Raw genomic sequence first — 16484 nt, 5'->3', positions numbered from 1 at the left:
TGGATCTTTCCCGCAGGAGAGACCCATCCGCCCGCACAGATCAAGCCGCTAGGCGCTGCGGGCGCTTCGGCGCGGTCTTCACATGCGTCGTGTAGAGCGTCAGGCCGGTGAAGGCGAGGCCGCCGACGAGGTTGCCGACCACGGTCGGGATCTCGTTCCAGATCAAATAGTCCAGGATCGTGAAATGGCCGCCGAGCATCAGCCCGGACGGAAACAGGAACATGTTCACGATCGAATGCTCGAAGGTCATGTAGAAGAACAGCATGATCGGCATCCACATCGCGATCACCTTGCCGCTGACGGTGGTCGAGATCATCGCGCCGACCACGCCGGCCGACACCATCCAGTTGCACAGCATGCCGCGAATGAACAGCGTCAGCATGCCGGCCGCGCCATGCGCCGCATAGCCGACGGTGCGGCTCTCGCCGATGGTGCCGATGACCTGGCCGACCTTGTCGGGCGGCGAGGAGAAGCCGAAAGTGAACACGATCGACATCATCACCGCGACCGTGAAGGCACCGGCGAAATTGCCGATGAAGACGAGGCCCCAGTTGCGCAGCACGCCGCCGAGCGTGACACCGGGCCGCTTGTCGATCAGCGCCAGCGGCGCCAGCACGAACACGCCGGTCAATAGATCGAAGCCGAACAGATAGAGCATGCAGAAGCCGACCGGAAACAGCGCGGCGCCGACGATCGTCACGCCGGTGTTGACGTTGATGGTCACCGCAAAGGCCGCCGCCAGCGCGAGGATCGCACCGGCCATGTAGGCGCGGATCACGGTGTCGCGGGTCGACATGAAGATCTTGGATTCACCGGCGTCGACCATCTTGGTGACGAATTCGGACGGTGCGAGATAGGCCATTTCGTAAAGTCCCCTTGAGCAATTGGCCGCGCCGGCTGCCACGCGAGAGGCGACGCAAGCTGGTTGAAATGCGCACCATCCGGAGACGCTTCAGGGACAAGGCAAGCTGTCGTGGAGAGATGTCTCGATGACGGCTCAGCGCGCCCAAACGGGGCAGGCAAATTGTCCCTCAGCTTCGGCCAACGCTGGCTTCGGCAACCCGGAGGACGGCAGTCGTCATTGACTGGATTGGGTAAAAGCAATCGACGTGCCAATAAAGCGAGCCCCGCGCCGGGCGGGAAAACCTTTGAAACAATTAGGTTTTGCTATCCGGTCCGGGCAGCGCCGTGAGCCGATGGCGTGGATTTATGCAGCCTGCACAGATGTCACCCACCGGCGCTCTTCGTCCGACGGTGCTCTTTCTCCGTCATCCTGAGGAGCCGCGAAGCGGCGTCTCGAAGGATGAATCGGCCCCTATGCCGCCACGTGGGCTAGAGCCGGGCCGTCGACCCTTCGAGACGCGCTACGCGCTCCTCAGGGTGACGGGACTGGCATGGTGGAGCTACTTGACCCCGGTGCGGATCGGGGAGTCCTTCAGCCCGTTGTTGTCGTAGGCCTTGCGCAGCGTGCCGTTGCTGGTCGCTTCCGTCATGAACTTCGCGGTGAAGGCCGCGGCGAGCGGATGGTTGAGCGGCACAGCGACCGCGGTGACGGTCTGCTTGAAGGTCTCGTCCAGCACCTTGGTGCCCGGGATCTTCTTCGCCATCGCATGGAGCTGGTCGCGCGACAATGCGAAGGCGTCGATCTCGCCGTTCTTCAGGAGATTGAAGATCTCGTCATAGGTCTGATAGCCCGCCACCTTGGCGTGCTTGAGATGCGCGATGGCGCCGCGCATCGTCGTGGTGTTGTTGACCGCGGCGACCTTGACGCCGTCCTGATCGAGCGTCGCGAAATTCGTGATGGTCGAGCCCGGCTTGACGATGTAGGTGGCGTCCGCGACCTCGTAGATCGGCCCGAACGTCATTTTCGTCTCGCGCTCGGGGTCCTTCGGCAGGAAGGTGACGTCCCAGGTGTTCTTCGCGGCGGCGTCGGTGATCTGGCCGGAATTCTGGTGCACGACATATTCCACGGGCACGCCGAGCTGCGCTGCCATCTCGCGGCCGAGATCGACGGGAACGCCGGCATAGCCACTCTCGGTCTTGGTCGACCAGAATGCGCCGCCCGCCGGGCTGATCGCGATCGCGACCCGGAGCTTGCCGGTCGGCGCGATCTCATCCTTCAGGGCATCGGCATGGGCAGGCACGGCCATCATCATCACTCCCAGTACGAGGCCAGCCAGACGCGACAGTTGAGCGGACATCGGACTTCCTCCACGCCGGGTCTTGGGCCCGGCTGTTGCTTGATCCGAGGTGTTTTAGCTTACCCGGCTGAGAGGAACCAGCGGGCAGCCCGCGCATTTGCGCGGTATCATCGCGCAAATGCCGCAAGGCTAGCCCGAAGCCTAACTTGAAGCCTAACCTGGGATACTTTTAGAGGGCGTAATGCGCCCTCCATAGCGCAACGCCGCCCGCTTGAAATTCTTGCGGTCGGCGCTGGCCCTAGCCCCAAGGAGGAAGTGCAAAATCCCTGGCAACCAAGAATCAGCACGAACCGCCGCAGGGTTCATCACCCAATCGGGCTATGCTCGACGATCTTTAGAGCGTCACGAAATTGCAATGCAGCTTTGGTGAACTTGTCGCTTAGCCTGCGGCGTGGAACCACCCGCTCGCGCGGTCGCGTTGGCCGAACTGCAAGTCGACACGCGATCAGATTGGTGCCGTCACAGGTTTCCAGTAAGTGGTCGCAAGCCGGGCAATGATACTCGCCCTTGGGATCCGGTTCAGACCAGAGCTCCCAGCGTCGGAAGCCCGCGCCGCGAATTGGGCACGTTACGCTTTCATCGCCCTGATTCCAATCGCACAGGGGCACCGTTTGGCGAAACATGCGCGGCAGAACCTTGTTTAAGCCTTTTGATAGATTGGTTTCTTATGCCCGATATTTTGATCAATTGCCCAGAGACGGGAAGGCCCGTTCCAACAGGTTTGGATACGGAGACTGTTGTTCTTGAGACGCTTCCCAGCGTCTCGCTTCCTGTCGAGTGTCCACACTGCGGTCGAGTGCATTACTGGAGACCAGCCGAGGCTTGGGTCTGGCACGGCGGCAAGCCCGTGCCGCACTAGGAAAGAGGTTTGTGGCGTTTGCGCCTTGGCGATGCGACGTTTCAAACTCCGGTCAACGCGCGGCGCCGGCCAGCACCTCGCGCGCCAACGCGTAGCTGTTGACGACAACGCCCTCGCCCATCTCCGCGAGCCGCGCGTCCATCCGCGTCATGCCCGAGACGAATGACGGCAGCACGCGCTCCATCCACCGGCCGGCGAGTTCGTGCAGGCTCGCCTCCCTGACATTGCCGAGCGCATAGTCGCGCGGAAAACCGTATTCGAGCGGCACGCACATCCCGTCCGGCTCGATCACCAGCGGCGAGACCACGTCGCTGATGCGCCGCGGCGTTTGCCGGTCCGTGCACGCCATGATCTGGCGCAACCCGCCCGACGTCGCGATATCGGCCTGGATCGTGAGCCGGTTGCCGACGGCATGCTGCAACCGCACGCACTCGACGAGCGCCGCAGAGGCCTCGATTTCGTCCGGAACGTCGTCGGCGAGGCCGATCGCCCGGCCGGTGGCCTCGAGCGGATGAATCTGCAGCAGCCGCGCGCCGCTCGCGAGCGCAAACTCCACCGCCCATTCGATCTGGTGCACGTTCCACATCGTGAGCGTGAAGACCAGGCCGAGCGGGATGCCGCTGTCGCGCACCAGCGCGAGACGATCGCCGAGCCGGCGGAACGCTCCCGCCTGCGCGCGCATCCGGTCGTGATCGTCAGGCGCGCCGTCGATGCTGACCGCCAGCAGATCAAGCATTCCAGTCACCGCCTTGAGGCGTGACGGAGTGATGGCGAGCCCGTTCGACACGAGCTGCGTGTGCATGCCGGCAGCCTTGGCAACCGCAAGCAGGCGCGGTAACGGCTGATACATGAAAGGCTCGCCGCCTGATACGGAAGCAACGCGATAGCCAAGCGCCGCTGCTTCGCCGAGGACACGCGCGACGAGCTCCGGCGGCAGCTCGTCGCTCGCCTCGGGCGATGACTCCGAATAGCAATGCAAGCAACGAAGATTGCATCGCCGGGTCGGATGTATCTGGACGATCCTTGCGGACCGGACGAAGCTCACGCTAGCGCTCGCGCGCCGAGCCCGCCTGGAAGCCGACGTCGAAGCCGTCAATCTGCGGAGGCAGGCCCCTGGGGAATACCCAAACTCCCGGGATCTTGTCGTGCTTCAGCAGCGTTCCCAAAAACTTCAGCAGGGCGTCCGGCTTGACATGCCATGTCCCCCACCCGCCGTCGGGATCCGGGATTCCCTTGGGAAAGAATTCGACCAGATTGACGCCGTCGTGCTCGACGTCGACGAGCTTGGCCAAGTCCTGCTTCGTCCATCGCTGAGCGAGCATATCAGATCCACGCGGTTTCCTGTCAGCTGACATCTGATGCCTCCGGGCTGCTCGGCATGTGAAATAAATTTGCAATGATATTGATAGAAACTGCCGAGTTATTCTATTTTAGCGTGTGTCCGACAATGGTCAATGTTCCATGCCGCGGCGTTGAGCCGCGCGCACGACATCGTGTTGAATACGGAATGCGATCGGCGCGGCTGATGCCTTGATCGCGCGCGAAAAAGATCGCGGTCACGGTCGATAGAACCTGCAACAAAGCTTGCACGACTGCTCACGCAAGCTCGTGTCGTTGCACGAAACGATCAGTACCGGACTATCTCACCCGGATGGTGATCTTCTCGGAGACGACCGGCGGATCGAACGGATAGTGCTTGGCATCGCCAAGCACCAGTTGCAGCGTATGCCTGCCGGGCGTCAGTTCGATGCGGGTCTCGGTCTGCCCGGCGCCGAAATGCTGATGCGACTTGTCCGACGGAATCGGCTCGCTCGGATTCAGCGGCTCGTTGACGTCGATCAGAAGATGGTGATGCCCGCTGTTCGGGTAATCGTCGCCGGCATGGGTGACGCCCATGTTGCGCAGACCGAAGCGGACCAGGAATGAGCCCCTCACCGTTGCGCCATCACGCGGCGTGATGAAGTACAGCTTGGCGTCTTTTCCCGCCGGCTTGTTCTGCGCGGCGGCGGGGCTCGCGAGCAGCGCCAGCGCCGACGCGAACAGGATCGAGCATACAAGTCTCATAGCCCCTCCACCAAACCGGGCGATTGCAGTGATCTCAGGGAGACAGCGCGACCCGCAGACCATGGGTCGGATAACGAACGTTGGTATCGTAATTGTCGCGATTGGCTGGCCGCACGTAGCGCGCGTCGTTCTTCCAGGAGCCGGAGCGGATGACGTGAGAGCCGCAGTCGCCGCCGGCCCAGACCGAGCCGTCGACCGACGCGCCCTGGTAGTTCCTGTGCCAGCAATCCTCGACCCATTGATCGACGCCGCCGCCCATGTCGTGGAGGCCGAACGGATTCGGCTTGAAGCTGCCGACCTTCAGCGGCTGCTCGGCATTGGCATCGCCGCCGCAATCCTTGCAGGCGGCGTTACCCGGCTGCATCTGATCGCCCCACCAATATTTGGTCTGCGTGCCGCCCCGCGCCGCATATTCCCATTCGGCTTCGCTCGGAAGCCGGTAAGCCTTCTTGCTGCGCTCGGCGAGCCACGTCACATATTGTTTGGCGTCGCTCCAGCTCACATTGGTGACCGGCGCATCATCCTTGCCGGCCGCCGTGAAGCCGCAGGCCTTGGCCGCGGCGCACGCGTTCCATTCGCGCACCGTGACCGGATATTTGCTCATGCTGAAGGGTTTGACCGTCACCCGGTGGATCGGCCGCTCCGACGGATCGTCATTGCTTCCCATCGAGAAGCTGCCGCCTTGCAGCGCGACCATCTCGGGCTCCGGCACGGCTGCCGCGGGCGCGGGGCTCGCGGACGGCGCAACTTGAGGCGACGCCTGCTGCGTCGGCGCGGCGCTCGGGGCAGGAGTTGGAGTCTGGGCTGGCGGCTGGCTCGCTGCCGGCGCCGGCTGCTTGACGTCGGGCGAGGATGCGGCTGACGGCGGCGCCTGCGCCACATCCGCCGGCCTGCCGCGCTGCTGCATCAGCATGTACCAGAGCGCGCCGCCGGCGATGATCGCGATCGAAAGGCCGAGCAAGGTGATCAGCACGGTCTCGCGGCGCTTGCGCGTCCGGTGAAACGCCGCGGCGTCCGGCAGCACGCGATACACCCGCACGGGATCGGTGATGTTCTTGACCTTGCGGTCGCCGAGCGACTCGTAGCCGCAGACCAGCTTGTGCTTGATCTGCTCGTAGATGCCGCCGGAAATGAACACCTCGCCCGGCGCTGCGATTCCCTCCAGCCGCGCGGCGACGTTGACGCCGTCGCCGTAGATGTCGTCGGGCTCGATGATGACGTCGCCGAGATTGACCCCGATGCGGTATTCGATCCAGAACTCCCTCGGCATCGCGGCGTTGCGGCCGATCATGTTCTGCTGGATCACGATGCTGCAGCGGACGGCCTCGACCGGGCTGTCGAAGATCGCGATGAAGCCGTCACCGGTGGTCTTGACCAGCTTGCCGTGGTGTTCGGTGATGGTGGGCTCGATGAGATCGCGTTCGATGCGCTTGACGCGCTTGTGCGTGCCCTCTTCGTCGAGCTGCATCAGCCGGCTGTAGCCGGTGATATCGCCTGCAACGATCGCAGCAAGGCGGCGAGGCCCAATATCGCTGCCTGAAGGCGGCGTGCCGGACTTCCCCGACCTGAAGTCGCGCAGTTCTCCCATTACTCCGGCTGCTCCGCAAACCCTGGATGGTGCGCCGAGGTGCAACCGGCTCCTCGGTCACCGAAGCCTGGCTGAAAACGTATCACACCGCGGGGTCGGATCAAAGTGACCCGGCTCACAGACTGCGGCAACCCCGATGGGTGCACCCCGCAAACGCGGAGGGGTATCGGCCGGCAAGTTCAGCGGCAAATCACGATGGCGTCAGCCCGCCTGGGTGGTGGGCGCCTTGATTTCGCGCGGCAAGATAATCGCGGCCGCGATCGCCAGCAGGCACAGCGCCGCGAACGCGCGCAGCATCATGCTGAAGCCGCCCTGGTCGTACAGCCAGGCCACCAGGCCGACCGACGCGCCGGCCGCGGTGAAGCCGACGAAGTAGCGCACCGCATAGGCGCGCGAGCGCCATTCCTCGGTGGTGTACTTGCCGACCATGGCGTCGTTGACCGTGACCTGGCCGAATGCGCCCATCACGATGCCGATCGAGACCAGGATCAGCGGCAGGTTCGACAGGCTGGCGGCGAGATAAAGGAACGGCGCCAGCATGAACGACAGCGGCACCGCCACCGCCTTCAGCGAATGCCGGTCGAGCAGCTTGCCGATGGTGTACTGCGTCATCGCGCCGAACACGTAGACGCCGGCCGCGATCACGCCGAGCAGCGCCGGGCTGTGGGTCAGGTCGGCGAGACGTTCGGCGAACAGTTTCGGCAGCGCCACCGTCACCGCGTTGAAGGTGGTCGAGATCGCGATCACCACGATCAAGAGCGACAGCACCACCCGCCACATGTCCTGCTTGGCGACGCGCGCCTGCGCCGCCGCCTGCTTCGAGCCCTTGCGGTCCTCATGCACCACGGTCATCGCGAAGGCGATGCCGATCAGCACGGTGATCACGCCGGGCACGATGAAGGCCCAGCGCCAGCCGAGATACTGGCCGATCACGCCGGTGACCAGCGCCGACGAGGCGACGCCGAGATTGCCCCAGACGCCGTTGATGCCCATCTCGGCGCCGAGCTTCTCGGCGTAGGACACGATCATCGCGGTGCCGACCGGATGGTAGATCGAGGCGAAGATGCCGATCGCCAGCAGCGCCGCGCCGAGCTGCAGCGGCGTCTGCACGAAGCCGACCGAGATCATCGCCAGGCCGATGCCGACGAAGAAGATCAGCATCATGTGTCGGCGGCTCCAGCGATCGCCGAGCCAGCCGGTGATCAGCGAGCCGGCGCCGAAGGCGATGAAGCCCGGGGTCGCGTAGGGCAGCAGCTCCGAATAGGCCATGCCGAGCGCGGGGCCCATGATGATGACGGCGGCGGCGAAGATCAGCATCGCATAATGGTCGATGAAATGGGCACCGTTGACGAAGGTGATCACCCGGCTGGGGCTGTTCATTGGCACGTTCTCACTCGAATCTTCAAATTCCTGAAAATCGGTTATAGGTATTTGCCCTGACGGGATGTCGCCAATGACTATCGCTGACGCGCCAATCCTAGCCCTCTACGAGCCACGCCGCGTGACCGCCGACGGCGTGCATCTCGTCGCGCGCTCGTACCAAAGGGGGCACCGGCTCGACCTGCATATGCACCGCGAGGCGCAGCTGGTCTACGCCGCTCGGGGCACCATGCAGGTGACGACGCCGAAGGGCCGCTGGCTGGTGCCGCCGGACCGCGCGGTGTGGGTCCCTGCCCTGTTCGGCCATGCGATCGACGTGCTCGCCGATATCGAGATGCGCACGCTGTATTTCGAACAGGCCTGGCTCGCCCGCGAGCAGCGCAGCGCCAGCCTCGACAACGAGTTCGTGGTGCGGGTGTCACCGCTGCTGCATCAGTCGATCCTCGCGCTGTTCGATGCATCGAGCAGCGATGAGCGCATCGAACTATTGATCCGCCTGGTGATGTTGGAGCTGCACCGCGCCGAGGACTCCACGACCTTCATTCCGCTGCCGCACGAGCCGCGCTGCCGCCGCGCCGCCGACATCGTGCTGGCCGACCCGACCCGCGACCACGAGATCGAAACGCTGGCGCGCATGGTCGGCACCTCGGCGCGGACGCTGTCGCGGCTGTTCTCGGCGGAGACGCAGCTGTCGTTCAAGAGCTGGTGCCAGCGCGCCCGCATCGCGGCGGCGATCGAGCGGCTGTCGACCGACGCGAACGTCTCGGTGAAGCAGGTCGCGTCGGACCTCGGCTATGCCAGCGTACCGGCATTTTCCCATGCGTTCCGCCAGGTGACCGGCAAGACGCCAACCGAGTTCGCGGAGAAAACCTGAACGGATTCCGCGTCAAGCCAGCAATGATACCTTTGTCGTGCTGCGACATATTTCCGTACGATCCATGCGCTTGAATCGGGTGCTCCCGGCCTTAAATCCCGTGTAAGGTTCGGCTTCACTGGATCAGACCCCGCCCATGGCCAACGCCTACTTCTCCGACCTGCTCGCAACGATTTCCGAACGCGGCCGCATTCTGCTGGGACGATCGAGCCCGACCAACGTCAAGCAGGATGCCTCCGAGCTCGTCGAGCTCTGCGAAGCGCTGCTGTCGGGCCGCGGCGAGGCCTCCGGCACCGCGATGGCGCGCGAGGTGCTCGACCGCTACCATCACCTCGATGCCGCCGGCCGCCTCACCTTCTTTCAATCGCTGGCCAACGATTTCGGGCCGGATCTCGCCCGGCTGACGCAGGCGATCGAAAGCTGGCACACCCATGCCAACGGCGACGACGCCAGCGACGTGCACTTTGCATCGGAGCCGCGCCGGCAGGAGCTGATCCGCCGGCTCAACCGCGCGCCGGGCGGCACCGGCGAGCTGGTGTCGATGCGCTCCGATCTGCTTTCACTGATGAAGGGCAACAAGGACCTCGCCGCGCTCGACCGCGACGTGGTGCATCTGCTCTCGTCCTGGTTCAACAGGGGATTCCTCGTGCTGCGCAGGATAGACTGGTCGTCGCCGGCCAATATTCTGGAAAAGATCATCCGTTATGAGGCCGTGCACGAGATCCGCGACTGGGACGATCTGCGCCGCCGCATCGATCCGGTCGACCGCCGTTGCTACGCCTTCTTCCATCCGGCGCTCGCCGAGGAGCCGCTGATCTTCGTCGAGGTCGCGCTGACCGAGGCGATCCCGGGCGCGATCGCGCCGCTGCTCGCCGAGGAGCGCGAGCCGGTGCCGGTCGAGCGCGCCCGCACCGCGGTGTTCTATTCGATCTCCAACACCCAGCGCGGGCTCGGCGGCATCTCGTTCGGCAGCTTCCTGATCAAGCAGGTGGTCGAGGAATTGCGCCGCGAATTGCCGAAGCTCGACAATTTCGTGACGCTGTCGCCGGTGCCGGGCTTCATGCAATGGGTCAAGCAGGCCGACGACGTTCCGCTCGGCGAGGACGACCGCCAGTTGCTCGAGGCCCTCGGCAAGGGCGACTGGCCGCAGGATGCCGAGCTCGCCGCGCAATTACGCGCCGTGCTGGAGCCGCTCGCGGCCTACTACTTCCTGAAGGCGCGCACGCCGAAGGGCCGCCTGATCGATTCGGTGGCGCGTTTCCATCTCGGCAACGGCGCGCGGCTGGAGCGGATCAACTGGCTCGGCGACCTCTCGCCGAAGGGCCTGCGCGAATCCGCCGGCGTGATGGTCAACTATCTCTATCGCCTCGACGACATCGAGAAGAACCACGAGGCCTATGCCAACAACGGCGAGGTGATCGCCTCGAGCGCGGTGAAGAAGCTGTTGAAGGGCGAAGGCCGGCGGCTGCTGGACATGCGGCTGGGATAGACGGGGCGACGCTCCCTCCCCGCGTCATTGCGAGCGGAGCGAAGCAATCCATCTCTCCACATGCGGATAGATGGATTGCTTCGTCGCTTTGCTCCTCGCAATGACGGCTAAGGGCGGCGCGCGCTCTCGACGCGCCGATCGCTCAAAACTTCGCCCGCGCCATCAGCCGCACCGTGCGTCCCTGTCCCGGCGAGATGTTGTTGTTGCCGTCGGCGGAAGCCCAATAGCCCTTGTCGAAGATGTTCTCGACATTGAGCTGGGCGCTCCAGGTCTCGTCGATCTTGGCATAAATCCCGGCATCGAAGCGGACGAAGCTCGGCAGCCGCACGGTGTCGTCGGACGAGGCAAAGGAATCGTCGAAGAAGATCACGCCGAGCGCCGCGGCCCACATCGGCGTGAACTGGTACTTGTTCCACAAGGCGAGCTGGTTGTACGGCACGAGCTGCACGCGATTGCCGGGCACCACGGTGGCCGACGTCGCGCTGGTGATCCTGGCATCGGTATAGGCATAGGCCAGCGACGCCTGCCATTTCTCGGTGACGTAGCCGGTCAGGCTGGCCTCGAAGCCGCGCGTCAGGGTGCTGCCGGACGGAAAGAAGAAGCCCGGATTGTTGCCGTCGGGAATAGGCTGGTTGGTGCGGTTCAGATTGTAGACGGCGGTCGAGAACAGCAGCTTCGGATTGATGTTCCACTTCATACCGATCTCGGTGTTCTCGAAGCGCTGCGGCTGCAGGATCAGCGTGCCGTCGGTCAGCGACGAGAACTGGTCGCCCGAGGCCGGCAGATACGAGATGCTGTAGGCGGTGTAGACCGACATCGACTCCATCGGCTTGATGATCATGGCCGCCTGCGGCGACACCAGATTGTCGACGCGGCTGCGGTTGATGTTGGTGTTCATGTCGGTCGCCGACATGTCGAAGCGGTCGAAGCGCGCGCCGGCGATCAGCTGCAGGCCGCGCGAGACCTCGATCGTGTCCCTGAGATAGCCGGACTGGATGTTCAGCCCGTAGCGGCTGTTGGAGTCCGGCGTGGTCACGCCGTCGGCGTTGGTGCCGGTGAAATGGTGGAAGAACGTCACCGGACCGAAATAGGTCGGCGCGAACGGATTCTGCACGATGGTGTTGGTGCCGTTCGGGAAGTCGCCGGTGTTGCGGATGTCGACGCCGGTCTGGCGGCCGAACTCGGTGCCGAAGCCGACGGTGTGGAACACCGGCCCGGTCCAGGTCTTGTAGGTGAAATCGGTCTGGTTGAAGAAATTGTCGCGGTTGGTGGTGTGCTGATAGGCGCCGAGATTGACGGCGGTATCCGCCGGATTGACGGCGCCGCCGAGCGGGCCGCCGGTCGGATAGACGTTCTGATAGAACTTCTTGTAGTCGGCGGCGATGGTGCCGTTGCGCACCGTCAATCCGTTCTCGAAATCATGCTCGATGATCGCCATGCCGGTCTGCACGGTGGCCTGCGCGGTGTTCAGGCTGGGGCTGCCGAAGAAGGTCGAGAAATCGCCATTTGGTGCGAATGGCGTCGTCGGATTGAAGCGGGTCGCGCCGCCCGGCAGGCCTTGCGAGGGATTGCCGCGATCGGCGGTGCGCTCGTCGTGGAAATACTCGTAGCTCAGCTTGATCTTGGTGTTGTCGTCGGGCTTCAGCGTCACCGTCGGGTTGATGCCGTAGCGCTCCAGATGATTGAAATCGCGGAACGCGTCAGCGCCTTCGTAGAACACGTTGAGCCGCGCCGCGACGTTCTGGTTGATCGCCTGTCCGGCATCGAGGCTGACACGCCGGTCACCCCAAGAGCCGGTCTGCGCGGTCGCCTCGTAGACGCGGTTGCCGTCGGCCTCCTTGAGCGTGCGGTTGACGAGGCCGCCGCCGGCACCGCGGCCGAAGGTCAGCGCGCTCGGCCCCTTCAGCACCTCGATGCTCTGGGCGTTGTACATGTCGCGGAAATACTGCACGTCGTCGCGGAAGCCGTTGACGAAGAAATTGGCGCTGGAATCGACGCCGCGGATCACCAGTTCGTCGCGATTGCCCTCGCCCTGATGCACGGCAACGCCGGGGACGTAGCGGGTGACGTCGGTGAGGCCCTGGTAGTTCTGGTCGCGGATCTGCTCCCGTGTCACGACGTTGAGCGATTGCGGGATGTTGACGATCGCGGTGTTGGTCTTGGTCGCAACCGAGGTGCTGTTGGCGAAATAGCCCGACGTGCCGGTGCGGGCATCCTGCGATTCCGCGAACGGCTTTGCCGCCGGTGCCGGCTCCAGCCGCCGCGCGGTCTGGGTGCGCCGGCTCCGCGCGGCGCTGGTGCTGCGCCGTGTGGAGGGCGTGTTGCGGCGATGCTGCACTTGCGCAGGATTGACCGTGACCGGCGGCAGCGACGATGCGGCGCCCGGCGCTGGCGCCGATTGCGCCTGCGCGGCCGGCGTCGTCAATGGAGCGGTGAGCGCGAGGCCGCTCACCGTCAGCAGCAAGACCTTCGTGATCGAAACGGCGCAGCGATTGTTTTTTGATTTTTGTTTCATGACGTCGTCCCCAACTCTCGAAGCATCTCTCGCCTTGTCCAGAAAGCGATGCGCCGTCCTCTAGAGACGTGAGGGGCCATGCGTCCAGACGACGCAGCCGGGAATCTTTTTGCGCGGCGTTGGAATAAAGTCGGGACGAATGATCGCGGGAAAACCTCGCAGCAAGCGCCGCGTGGGAAACGTCAAGAATGCAAATGGTTTCTGTCGGCTTCAGGATTTGCACCGAGACAAGAAGCACGACGCTCGCGCGCCGTGCTTCTTTTAGCGATTCCAGATTGTATCGATTCTAATCGTCACGCAGAGACCGACCGCGGCCGCAGCGCTGCCGGAATGTTGGCGTCGAGCCAGGCCGCGATCGCGCGCTCGTTGCGATGGTAAAGCAGCCCGGCCGCGATCACGCCGATTCCGATCAGCGACAGCGAGAACGGAAACAGCAGCGAGTCCTTGAAGACGACGTCGGCGAGATGTCCCAGATACAGACACACGCCGAACGCACCGAACACCGCGTAGGCACGCCGCATCAGGATCACGGCGAGCGCGATCAGACCGACATTGAGCAGGCAATACACCGCCCGGCCCAGTTCGGTCGCGCCGTCGGACGCGGTCACGCCGCCCCAGAACGCCAGCAGGCCGAACAGATGCAGCCAGAACGCAAAGTCCTGATTGCGGCTGCGATAGTCCACGATCCAGGCGACCGCGAGCACGGCGAGGCCGAACCAGATCGACACCGTGCGCCGCATCGCGAAGTCGGCGTGATCGGTGCCGCTGAACCAGGGCGCGAGATCCATCGACATGAACCACAGCGCGACCGCGATGATCGCGACGATGAAGGCAAACCGGTAGTAGCGCAACGCGACGATGCCGGCGGCGATGGTCGCGATCTCCATGAAGATCCAGCTGCCCTTCACCCAGATGTAGAAGTCCTGCACCGTGCCGGGCTTGCCGAACTGGCCCCACCAGCCGAACTCGTCCTGGATGCCGTAGACCGCGAGCGGCGCCATCGAGACCGCGATCGCGATCAACAGGCCGCCGGGGACGCGCAAGTTCTTGCCGTGCCACAGATGGTGGCCGGCGAGGCCGAAGGCGACCGCATAGGCGATGGCGCAGGCGGTGAGCGCGCGGCCGCCCATCTGGGTGAAGGCCAGCGTCGAGAACAGGCCCATCGCCCCGATCACGATCAACGCGCCGGCGTACCAGAGCACATGCGCGGCATCGAACCTGGCCGTCGGGTTTGCGCCGGCCTGGACGTCGCCGGTGCCCAGAAAGGCCAGCAACCGCTCCAGATCGGTCGCGCTGATGACGCCGGCATCGGCGGCGTCCCGGAGATTCTTCGCTGAATATGGCATGCGGCTATCCTCATGGCCGGTTTCGCGCCTCCCGTTCGGGCAAGGCGCCTCTCCTGCTTGAGTGTAGCCAAACGTGAGCAGCGTTCAATATTTTATTGAGCAATGCTCACAATTTTGTTCGAGGAACCGGCCCAAGGGGCCGAGCTAGTCAGCCAACGCCTTCATTTCCTTGTACAAATCCGACTTGCCCTCAAAGCCGATGCCGGGAAGGTCGGGCATCGTGATGTGGCCGTTCTCGACCCGCACGCCGTCGGGGAACCCGCCATAGGGCTGGAACAGGTCGGGATAGCTCTCATTGCCGCCGAGTCCGAGGCCGGCCGCGATGTTGAGCGACATCTGGTGGCCGCCATGCGGGATGCAGCGGCGCGGTGACCAGCCGTGGGTCTTCAGCACCTCGAGCGTGCGCTGATATTCGCACAGCCCGTAGGACAGCGCGCAGTCGAATTGCAGCCAGTCGCGGTCCGGCCGCATGCCGCCGTAGCGGATCAGGTTCCGCGCATCCTGGTGGCTGAACAGGTTTTCGCCGGTCGCCATCGGCCCCGGATAGAACTCGGCGAGCGCCGCCTGCAGCGCATAGTCGAGCGGATCGCCGGCCTCCTCGTACCAGAACAGCGGATATTCCCGCAGCATCTTGGCGTAGGCGATCGCGGTCTCCAGATCGAAGCGGCCGTTGGCGTCGACGGCAAGCTGCGCGTCCTTGCCGATCTCCTTCAGCACCGCCTCGATCCGCTCGGCGTCCTCCTTGAGCGATGCGCCGCCGATCTTCATCTTCACGACGTTGTAACCGCGGTCGAGATAGCCGCGCATCTCCTTGCGCAGCGCGCCGAGATCCTTGCCCGGATAGTAGTAGCCGCCCGCGGCATAGACGAAGACGCGCGGATCGGCGGTGAGGCCGTGGCGCTCGGCGAGCAGTCGAAATAGCGGCTTGCCCGCGATCTTCGCCACCGCATCCCACACCGCCATGTCGATGGTGCCGACCGCGACCGAGCGCTCGCCATGGCCGCCCGGCTTCTCGTTCGACATCAACGTCGACCACACCTTGTCCGGATCGAGATTGTCGCCGCCGGCATCGAGCAGCGATTTCGGATCGGCCTCCTTGAGCCGCGACGCAAAGCGCTCGCGGATCAGGCCGCCCTGCCCGTAGCGGCCGTTGGAATTGAAGCCGTAGCCGACCACGCGCTTGCCGTCGCGCACGACGTCGGTGACCACGGCGACCAGGCTCGAGGTCATCTTGCTGAAATCGATATAGGCGTTGCGGATCGGCGAGGAGATCGGCTTTGTGACCTCGCGGACGTCGACGATGCGGACGGACATGACGGGATGCTTTCGGAGTTGTGAGACACGTCATTCCGGGGCGATGCGAAGCATCGAACCCGGAATCTCGTCATTCCGGGTCTGGTCCTTCGGACCATCCCGGAATGACGGGTGATTACTTCTTATCCCGGAAATACGGCTCGACCGGGCCGTGCACCTTGATGGTCAGCGGATTGCCGCGACGGTCCTTGGCATTGCCGGCGGTGACGCGCACCCAGCCCTCGCTGATGCAGTACTCCTCGACATTGGTCTTCTCGGCGCCCTTGAAGCGGATGCCGACGTCACGCTGGAGGATCTCCGCGTTGTAGTACGGGCTGTTCGGATCGACCGAGAGGCGATCCGGGAATTGCGCATTTGTGGTGTCGTCGTTGTCGCTCATAGCAGCGCCTCGATATCCTTCTTCAATCCTTCGGGCCGTGCTGTCGGCGCGTGCCGCGCCACGACCTTGCCGGACCGGTCGACCAGGAATTTGGTGAAGTTCCATTTGATCGAAGGCCCGAGCAGGCTCGACTTCTCACGTTTCAGATGCTGATACAATGGATGCGCGTTGGTGCCGTTGACGTCGATCTTGGCGAACATCGGGAACGTCACGGAATAGTTGGTTTCGCAGAACGTGGCGATCTGCTTTGCATCGCCGGGCTCCTGCGCGCCGAACTGGTTGCAGGGGAAGCCGAGCACGGCAAAGCCGCGCGGCGACAGGCCGGCGTGGAGCTCCTGCAGGCCCTTGTATTGCGGGGTGAAGCCGCAGGCGCTCGCGGTGTTGACGATCAGGAGCACCTGCCCCTCGAACCGTTGCAGCGGCACGTCCTCACCTGCGAGCGACATCGCGTTGAAATCATAGACCGTCGGCATCA

At 64.1% G+C, this 16484-nt stretch carries 14 protein-coding genes; 2 read left to right on the top strand and 12 right to left on the bottom strand.

Annotated elements, in window-relative coordinates:
• Positions 1-40: 40 nt before the first annotated feature.
• The 7 genes from JQ633_RS02060 to JQ633_RS02030 form a co-directional block, all read right to left on the bottom strand.
• Positions 41-862, bottom strand: coding sequence for a formate/nitrite transporter family protein (locus tag JQ633_RS02060; RefSeq protein ID WP_211981788.1), 822 nt, complete (start codon positions 860-862; stop codon positions 41-43).
• A 541-nt stretch (positions 863-1403) separates the two neighbouring features.
• On the bottom strand, positions 1404-2201 hold the full coding sequence (locus JQ633_RS02055; protein WP_211981786.1) for a transporter substrate-binding domain-containing protein: 798 nt from the start codon (positions 2199-2201) through the stop codon (positions 1404-1406).
• A gap of 911 nt (positions 2202-3112) precedes the next feature.
• Positions 3113-4105 (bottom strand): radical SAM/SPASM domain-containing protein, encoded by a 993-nt coding sequence (locus JQ633_RS02050; RefSeq protein WP_349631506.1) that lies wholly within the window; start codon positions 4103-4105, stop codon positions 3113-3115.
• A 1-nt stretch (position 4106) separates the two neighbouring features.
• On the bottom strand, positions 4107-4352 hold the full coding sequence (locus JQ633_RS02045) for a hypothetical protein (RefSeq protein WP_211981782.1): 246 nt from the start codon (positions 4350-4352) through the stop codon (positions 4107-4109).
• A gap of 346 nt (positions 4353-4698) precedes the next feature.
• A complete protein-coding gene (locus tag JQ633_RS02040; RefSeq protein ID WP_211981781.1) occupies positions 4699-5124 on the bottom strand; it encodes a DUF4399 domain-containing protein in 426 nt (141 codons plus the stop codon).
• A gap of 34 nt (positions 5125-5158) precedes the next feature.
• The gene (locus JQ633_RS02035; protein ID WP_211981778.1) at positions 5159-6712 is read right to left on the bottom strand and encodes an SUMF1/EgtB/PvdO family nonheme iron enzyme; all 1554 of its coding nucleotides are present in this window, start codon (positions 6710-6712) and stop codon (positions 5159-5161) included.
• A 201-nt stretch (positions 6713-6913) separates the two neighbouring features.
• Entirely contained in the window at positions 6914-8092 is a 1179-nt protein-coding gene (locus JQ633_RS02030) for an MFS transporter (protein WP_211981768.1), read from the bottom strand.
• 73 nt (positions 8093-8165) lie between these two features.
• Between JQ633_RS02030 and JQ633_RS02025 the strand changes: the two genes are divergently transcribed.
• Positions 8166-8966, top strand: a complete 801-nt coding sequence (locus tag JQ633_RS02025; RefSeq protein ID WP_249158694.1) for an AraC family transcriptional regulator — start codon at positions 8166-8168, stop codon at positions 8964-8966.
• A 136-nt stretch (positions 8967-9102) separates the two neighbouring features.
• Positions 9103-10455, top strand: coding sequence for a malonyl-CoA decarboxylase (locus tag JQ633_RS02020; protein WP_211981764.1), 1353 nt, complete (start codon positions 9103-9105; stop codon positions 10453-10455).
• Positions 10456-10597: 142 nt separating this feature from the next.
• On the opposite strand, the gene JQ633_RS02015 is transcribed toward JQ633_RS02020, so the two are convergent.
• The 5 genes from JQ633_RS02015 to JQ633_RS01995 form a co-directional block, all read right to left on the bottom strand.
• Positions 10598-12970: a TonB-dependent receptor gene (locus JQ633_RS02015; protein ID WP_211981762.1), complete on the bottom strand. Its 2373-nt coding sequence runs from the start codon at positions 12968-12970 to the stop codon at positions 10598-10600.
• A 293-nt stretch (positions 12971-13263) separates the two neighbouring features.
• On the bottom strand, positions 13264-14316 hold the full coding sequence (locus JQ633_RS02010; protein WP_211981760.1) for a hypothetical protein: 1053 nt from the start codon (positions 14314-14316) through the stop codon (positions 13264-13266).
• A gap of 144 nt (positions 14317-14460) precedes the next feature.
• A complete protein-coding gene (locus tag JQ633_RS02005; protein WP_211981758.1) occupies positions 14461-15630 on the bottom strand; it encodes a mandelate racemase/muconate lactonizing enzyme family protein in 1170 nt (389 codons plus the stop codon).
• Positions 15631-15745: 115 nt separating this feature from the next.
• Positions 15746-16009, bottom strand: a complete 264-nt coding sequence (locus JQ633_RS02000) for a DUF3297 family protein (RefSeq protein ID WP_211981757.1) — start codon at positions 16007-16009, stop codon at positions 15746-15748.
• The gene (locus JQ633_RS01995; RefSeq protein ID WP_211982750.1) at positions 16006-16482 is read right to left on the bottom strand and encodes a glutathione peroxidase; all 477 of its coding nucleotides are present in this window, start codon (positions 16480-16482) and stop codon (positions 16006-16008) included. The genes JQ633_RS02000 and JQ633_RS01995 overlap by 4 nt, the downstream gene beginning before the upstream one ends.
• Positions 16483-16484: the final 2 nt, after the last annotated feature.

The sequence above is a fragment of the Bradyrhizobium tropiciagri genome, from assembly GCF_018130505.1.
Classification (GTDB): domain Bacteria; phylum Pseudomonadota; class Alphaproteobacteria; order Rhizobiales; family Xanthobacteraceae; genus Bradyrhizobium; species Bradyrhizobium tropiciagri_B.
The sequence above is the reverse complement of the archived record's forward strand: the minus strand, read 5'-3'. Positions and strand labels throughout refer to the sequence as shown.

Coding starts and splice junctions, on each gene's coding strand:
- JQ633_RS02060 (WP_211981788.1), bottom strand. CDS start 862: ATGGCCTATCTCGCACCGTCCGAATTCGTCACCAAGATGGTCGACGCC.
- JQ633_RS02005 (WP_211981758.1), bottom strand. CDS start 15,630: ATGTCCGTCCGCATCGTCGACGTCCGCGAGGTCACAAAGCCGATCTCC.
- JQ633_RS02025 (WP_249158694.1), top strand. CDS start 8,166: ATGACTATCGCTGACGCGCCAATCCTAGCCCTCTACGAGCCACGCCGC.
- JQ633_RS02010 (WP_211981760.1), bottom strand. CDS start 14,316: ATGCCATATTCAGCGAAGAATCTCCGGGACGCCGCCGATGCCGGCGTC.
- JQ633_RS02000 (WP_211981757.1), bottom strand. CDS start 16,009: ATGAGCGACAACGACGACACCACAAATGCGCAATTCCCGGATCGCCTC.
- JQ633_RS02035 (WP_211981778.1), bottom strand. CDS start 6,712: ATGGGAGAACTGCGCGACTTCAGGTCGGGGAAGTCCGGCACGCCGCCT.
- JQ633_RS02020 (WP_211981764.1), top strand. CDS start 9,103: ATGGCCAACGCCTACTTCTCCGACCTGCTCGCAACGATTTCCGAACGC.
- JQ633_RS02055 (WP_211981786.1), bottom strand. CDS start 2,201: ATGTCCGCTCAACTGTCGCGTCTGGCTGGCCTCGTACTGGGAGTGATG.
- JQ633_RS01995 (WP_211982750.1), bottom strand. CDS start 16,482: ATGCCGACGGTCTATGATTTCAACGCGATGTCGCTCGCAGGTGAGGAC.
- JQ633_RS02040 (WP_211981781.1), bottom strand. CDS start 5,124: ATGAGACTTGTATGCTCGATCCTGTTCGCGTCGGCGCTGGCGCTGCTC.
- JQ633_RS02030 (WP_211981768.1), bottom strand. CDS start 8,092: ATGAACAGCCCCAGCCGGGTGATCACCTTCGTCAACGGTGCCCATTTC.
- JQ633_RS02015 (WP_211981762.1), bottom strand. CDS start 12,970: ATGAAACAAAAATCAAAAAACAATCGCTGCGCCGTTTCGATCACGAAG.